Below are 5,377 nucleotides of genomic sequence, written 5' to 3' on the forward strand. Positions count from 1 at the left end.
ACTGGGGACTGGGGACTGGGGACTGGGGACTGGGTAATTCATTTTATTTTTCCCAATCACCAATTACTAATCACCGTTCAACCATTCCATTTTATTACCGTATTCTTCTTGATCTTGTTTACTATTTTTGATGAAACGACAATAACCATTCATATTTTTTTCAATTTTCTCTCTCAGTTCATTAACCCAATTTAATTGTTCCTTTGTACAATAACCAAGACTTTCTGCAATGATAAAAATACTGGCAGTTTCTGTTAATGAACCACGAGCAATATATAAAAAACGTAAGCGGTCAAGATAGTGATAACGTCCATAGCTTTCAGCTATATTTAGAAGAATACTACATGAAGATCGGCGCAATTGATCACTGAGGTTGTAGCGTTCATGGTTTGGTAAACTATCTGCTAAACGATATGCTGCTTTGAGTAACTTCAAACTATCTTGATAAAAATCTAAAGATTCAAAGCTTTTATTGTCCATAAACAATATTTGGCGATTGGTGATCAGGAATAATACTACCCATTACCCATTATTACTTACTCCCCAGTCACCTGTCACCTGTCACCTGTCACCAGTCACCAGTCACCAGTCCCCAGTCACCAGTCACCAGTCACCAGTCACCTCCACACCTCCTGGATCGCAAATTCTTAATTTAACTACTGGTTCAACGTCTCTTAAACTACGTTGGGCTTTGAATTTCTGTCGTTCTTGGGTTTGTTTCTCGGTTTGGGGATCGTAGGGATCTAAAAGCAAGGGGGAAAGAATTTCTAGTTCTTTCTGATATTGCAAGCGTTGATCTTGAATGACTATTTTTTCCCAGGTATCCAAAAGGTTGCTGACTGCTTTCTCTATATCTTGCACAAAGTTAGCGTCTGCTGTGGGACTATGCATGGCTGCACGTTGGGCGATCGCCTGAACTACTATTTCATCTAGTTCTTTTCTATACTGATTAATATAATTAGCTCCCATTGCTTCTGTCATCTCTGGTTTGCCTAGTCTACTTAATGCCACTGTCACCCCGGCTAAACCCCGATCTAAGGCACGGGGTGAAAATGGTGTGACGCTTGTTGCTTCTACGGCTCGGTAAAATGTCCTATGCCAATGGGCAAAACGTTCATAATGTGAGCGATCGCGTGGGCGGTGGATATTCAGTAATGTTACTACTAATCCTGGTTTTTTGGTATCTCTCCCGACTCGGCTGGTAGCTTGGATATATTCGGCTGCGGTCTTGGGTTGCCCTAATACTACCATTAATCCTAGTCTGGTAATATCCAACCCCACAGATATCATATTTGTGGCTAAAGCGACATCAACTTTTTCCGTTTCTCGAAATGGTAATGCTAACCGGCGTTTGGTTTCTGCTACTTTATTGGTGCTGATGCGGGATGTTAACTCTGTGGGTTCGTCGTCTATTTTGCGGTTAGCAAATAAACCGGCTGTTTCTCCGTAACGTCGCCGTTCTCCGTATTTGATCAGTCGGGAGTTTACCTCATCTTCTACTAAGCGCCGACTTCCCCCCAATTCTCGCAAGGAGTTAAAATAACCTAACAAGGTCATATAAGGATCAGCAGGGTTTTCAGGGTTTTTCTTCCCGCCTAATTCTAACCAGATTTTCTGTGCCGCTCCTAATAATGCTAAATAAGATTGTAATAATACTACTTTTAAACTGCGTCCTTGGGCGGCTACTCCTACATATAAACGCCCTGGGGAGTCTGTCACAGGTACGGTTTTAGCAAAAAATGAATCGTGGCGATCTGGTCCGGGTGGGGGAAATATTTCCACCTGTTGACGGGCAAATAAAGCCTGGATCTGTCTGTCTGCTCGGCGTACTGTGGCGGTTGAGGCGATGATTTTCGGGCGGACATTTACACTATTATAACTTATGGTGCAGAGAGCGTCAATAGCAGTTTCATAAAGTCCTACCATTGTTCCTAAAGGTCCAGAAATTAAATGTAATTCGTCTTGAATTACTAAGTCTGGAGGGGGTAAAAAGGTTTTTAATTTTTTTAAGTTTGTTCCTGTAACTTTTGCAGGTGGATCTGCGTGACTAAAAAAACCAAGTTTTTGATCATAATGAGTAACTTTACCGAATAAGGCCGCAGTTTGTCCCACCCAAGGTAAGTTAGCAAATTTATCCACGGTGGCAATGATAAAACAAGGAAGTTGTCGGTAAATTTGCTCATCTACGGCGATAATAGGCAGAAAATTGTTACCTTTCCAAACACAGGCGGGTTTTCCGTCGGGGTGGGTTTTGCGGTTGGAACAGGAAACTTTTAACTCTGTGGGATAATCGGCATTGGGTAATAATTGAAACGCTCGACCGGATAATTCTGTACCACACCAAGGACATCTTTCTAAAGGTATGGGTTTGGGTTTGGTTTTTTCATCCTGTTGAAAAGCTATTGTGCGTTCACGGGCAGAATTTTCATTTTTGTCGCCTTTTTTACCCATTTTGTTGGGTGTAGCACTGTCTCCTACCCATAAACCAATATTAAACGGATGTTGACCGAGTATGTCTGGGTGTTGTTGTCGTTGTAATTCTAAGGCACAAATGAGAGTTGTAGCTCGTTCTAATTGGTCAAGGGTGAGTAAGCGTAGGGTATAACGCATTAAAACTGTGAGACCGGCGGAGTAAATGCTAGGGTCTTTGAGACGACGTAAAACCAAGGTAAAAGCAGCTAAACCGAGATAAGCTTCGGTTTTTCCGCCACCTGTGGGAAAAAACAGCAAATCTACGGTTTCTCGGTCTGGGTGGATAGGTTGGCTAATACTGACAAGATTCAGGAGGAGGAAAGCTAACTGAAAAGGTCGCCATTTGGGGGTAGGTGCGTCACTAGGGGCTTTATTTGGGTTATCTTGACAAAAACGCTGTCGGCGGGCAGTTGCTAGGGCTTGGTTGGCTATTTGGAAGGCTTGAAATACTAGGGGGTCGTCTAATTCTTGCAGACCTGCGGCAATACGTTGATTAATTATATTAGCTTTGTTTAATAACTCTTGGGCGGTTTTGGCTAGGTGGGGTGGGGTGGGAATAGGTTGTTGAGATATCCAGTTTGCATATTCCGTCACTATCGCCCCAATCATATCACGAACAGTATCAGCGTTAGGGGCTTGGGCTAAAGCTTCCATTCCCAGTTCTAAACCGGCGATATTTGCAGCTTCCACCCTGGGAACTTCTGCGGTGGGTATCCAGGTGGTAGAAATTTCTTGACATTGGTTATTTTCCAGGAGTGCAAGCGCAGAGATATTATGACCAACTGCATATTCACAGTCATCACGGTATTGGAGAGATGCGATCGCCTCATCTTGGTCTAGAGTATTTTCTCCCCGCAAGTCAGGACGAGGAACAAATATATCTGATATATCTGATATATCTGATATTTCTGAAGTGCGAATAGTTAAACCTGCTTGAAAAATAAAACTTTCATCTTGTTTACTGTGGGGTTGATAAACACGATGGTTAACAACAAAAACAGAAACCGACTGTGTACCGATGGGAAGTTGAGGAGAAGTTGCAACGGGACGACGGGAAATATAAAGTTTTAACCCACTATTTAAACCATCTCGATCACTCACATCAAGAGAAATTTGCTCATAATTGGCAGGTAGGGAAATTGGTATAGTAATAATATTAGGAAAGCGATGCCATAATATTTCTGTTGGGGGTTTGCTGGGTTGTTCTTCGTTATTATTTTCTGCTGAAGTTTCTATTTCCCGTTCTTGGGGTTGATAGTCTCCCCATTCTACAGTTACTTCTAATTTTTCAGTTGTTGCAGGAACTAAAAAACTCAACCCGATGGAAGAAGGGAAAGGTGCTTTTCTTGCAGCAGCGGTTTCTGGTGTTTTGGCATCTTCGGCGATATCTTTATTAGTAATTACTTCTATTGTATCATCTGCTGTGGGGTCATATTTCATTTCTACCGGCGCACCAAAGGGAACTAAAAACCCGGTAAGATACCATTTAGATGGGGGTTGGTTTAAAATTTCGGTTTGATATTCTAGGTCTTGGGAAGTTGGACCGATTAAATCTAATTTTAGGGCTTTTTGGATATAAGTGCGAACGTCTTGAGATTCCATATTTTTGGGGACTGGGGACTGGGGACTGGGGACTGGTGACTGGGGACTGGTGACTGGGGACTGGTGATTGGTGATTGGGATATAATTATTTTATTCTGTAGGTTGGGTTGACGCAAGGAAACCCAACATTTTAATTTCATGACTGGTTGAACATAGATTGTAGCAGGTGAGAACTAGCACGAAAATTAGTTTTTTGTAATGCGGTAATTGTTGTTTTCAAATCAATTAAATTCTGATTAGCTGCTAAATTTAAAATACCCAATAATCCGGTAATTTTTAAACCTCTAGATTGGGCAATTTGACGAGCGGCTTTTTCATCTATAATAATTAAATTAGCTTGGATTCTTTCGGCTAATAATATTGCTTCTTTTTCTCTCTGATGTAAGTTTACTAACATATTATCATCAGGAATGTTAACAGCAGCGACTTCCAACCATTCAGGAATATTTGTGATCCATTTTTGTACCTTTTCCGGTGTTCCTGTTGCTTGTAGTTCTTGGTAAACAGCTTTGGGAATCATGACTTTACCAAATAATTGTGGTAATAAATCAATTTGTTCAATGATGATTAAATAACAAATTGGTGAAGTATCTGCAACTACAATCATGATGATAAAACCTGATTTAATGTTTCCATATCTGCTGCTAAATCTGCTTCTGTATAATCTAAATCAACATGAGCATTTTTTAAGAATGTTTCTGTTTCCCATCGGCTAGAAAAATGTAGTAATTCTTGAATTTGTGCAGTTGTGATCATGCCATTTTTATAAGATTCAATAGCTAATACTTCTAATATTTTTTGTGGTAAGTTATGCCAATTTTGTTGTAATTTTTGTCCAATTTCTTCAGGTATTTCAATGGTAATTTGCATATTTTTAACTCTTGTTAGTTAGTGATTGGTGATTGGGGTATTATTATTTTATCCTGTAGGTTGGGTTGACGCAAGGAAACCCAACATTTTTATTTAACGCAGATGAACGCAGATAAACACAGATGATAGATGATAAGATTATCACTTTTTGTCTGAATCAGGTCGTTATCGAGCGAAGTCGAGATAATGTCCAGGATTTGAGGATTTATGACTAACGTCACGCTTCGCTATCAGGATGGTTTTTTTAAGATTATCATTTTTGTCTGAATCAGGATGTCCAGGATTTAAGGATGTACAGGATGGAATTTTTAAAGATTATCATTTTTTGTCTGAATCAGGATGTCCAGGATTATAGGATGTACAGGATGGAATTTTTTAAGATTATCATTTTTTGTCTGAATCAGGATGTCCAGGATTATAGGATGTACAGGAT

5 protein-coding genes are annotated in these 5,377 nt (G+C 40.2%); all 5 read right to left on the minus strand.

Annotated elements, in window-relative coordinates; genetic code table 11:
• Positions 1–66 precede the first annotated feature (66 nt).
• Positions 67–480 (minus strand): four helix bundle protein, encoded by a 414-nt coding sequence (locus tag PN497_RS15720; RefSeq protein ID WP_272110639.1) that lies wholly within the window; start codon positions 478–480, stop codon positions 67–69.
• A 123-nt stretch (positions 481–603) separates the two neighbouring features.
• Positions 604–4,074: a DISARM system helicase DrmA gene (gene drmA / locus PN497_RS15725; RefSeq protein WP_272110641.1), complete on the minus strand. Its 3,471-nt coding sequence runs from the start codon at positions 4,072–4,074 to the stop codon at positions 604–606.
• On the minus strand, positions 4,032–4,214 hold the full coding sequence (locus PN497_RS15730) for a hypothetical protein (RefSeq protein WP_272110643.1): 183 nt from the start codon (positions 4,212–4,214) through the stop codon (positions 4,032–4,034). Before PN497_RS15730 ends, drmA begins: the two co-directional genes overlap by 43 nt.
• Positions 4,211–4,681, minus strand: coding sequence for a DUF3368 domain-containing protein (locus tag PN497_RS15735; RefSeq protein ID WP_096572105.1), 471 nt, complete (start codon positions 4,679–4,681; stop codon positions 4,211–4,213). Before PN497_RS15735 ends, PN497_RS15730 begins: the two co-directional genes overlap by 4 nt.
• Positions 4,678–4,944, minus strand: a complete 267-nt coding sequence (locus PN497_RS15740) for a UPF0175 family protein (protein WP_096572106.1) — start codon at positions 4,942–4,944, stop codon at positions 4,678–4,680. The genes PN497_RS15735 and PN497_RS15740 overlap by 4 nt, the downstream gene beginning before the upstream one ends.
• Positions 4,945–5,377 lie beyond the last annotated feature (433 nt).

The organism is Sphaerospermopsis kisseleviana CS-549, from assembly GCF_028329225.1.
Taxonomy (GTDB): Bacteria; Cyanobacteriota; Cyanobacteriia; order Cyanobacteriales; family Nostocaceae; genus Sphaerospermopsis; species Sphaerospermopsis kisseleviana.

What these genes read in the sequence shown, in the direction of transcription:
- drmA (WP_272110641.1), bottom strand. Translation starts at nt 4,074, where the DNA reads ATGGAATCTCAAGACGTTCGCACTTATATCCAAAAAGCCCTAAAATTA.
- PN497_RS15735 (WP_096572105.1), bottom strand. Translation starts at nt 4,681, where the DNA reads ATGATTGTAGTTGCAGATACTTCACCAATTTGTTATTTAATCATCATT.
- PN497_RS15730 (WP_272110643.1), bottom strand. Translation starts at nt 4,214, where the DNA reads ATGAAATTAAAATGTTGGGTTTCCTTGCGTCAACCCAACCTACAGAAT.
- PN497_RS15740 (WP_096572106.1), bottom strand. Translation starts at nt 4,944, where the DNA reads ATGCAAATTACCATTGAAATACCTGAAGAAATTGGACAAAAATTACAA.
- PN497_RS15720 (WP_272110639.1), bottom strand. Translation starts at nt 480, where the DNA reads ATGGACAATAAAAGCTTTGAATCTTTAGATTTTTATCAAGATAGTTTG.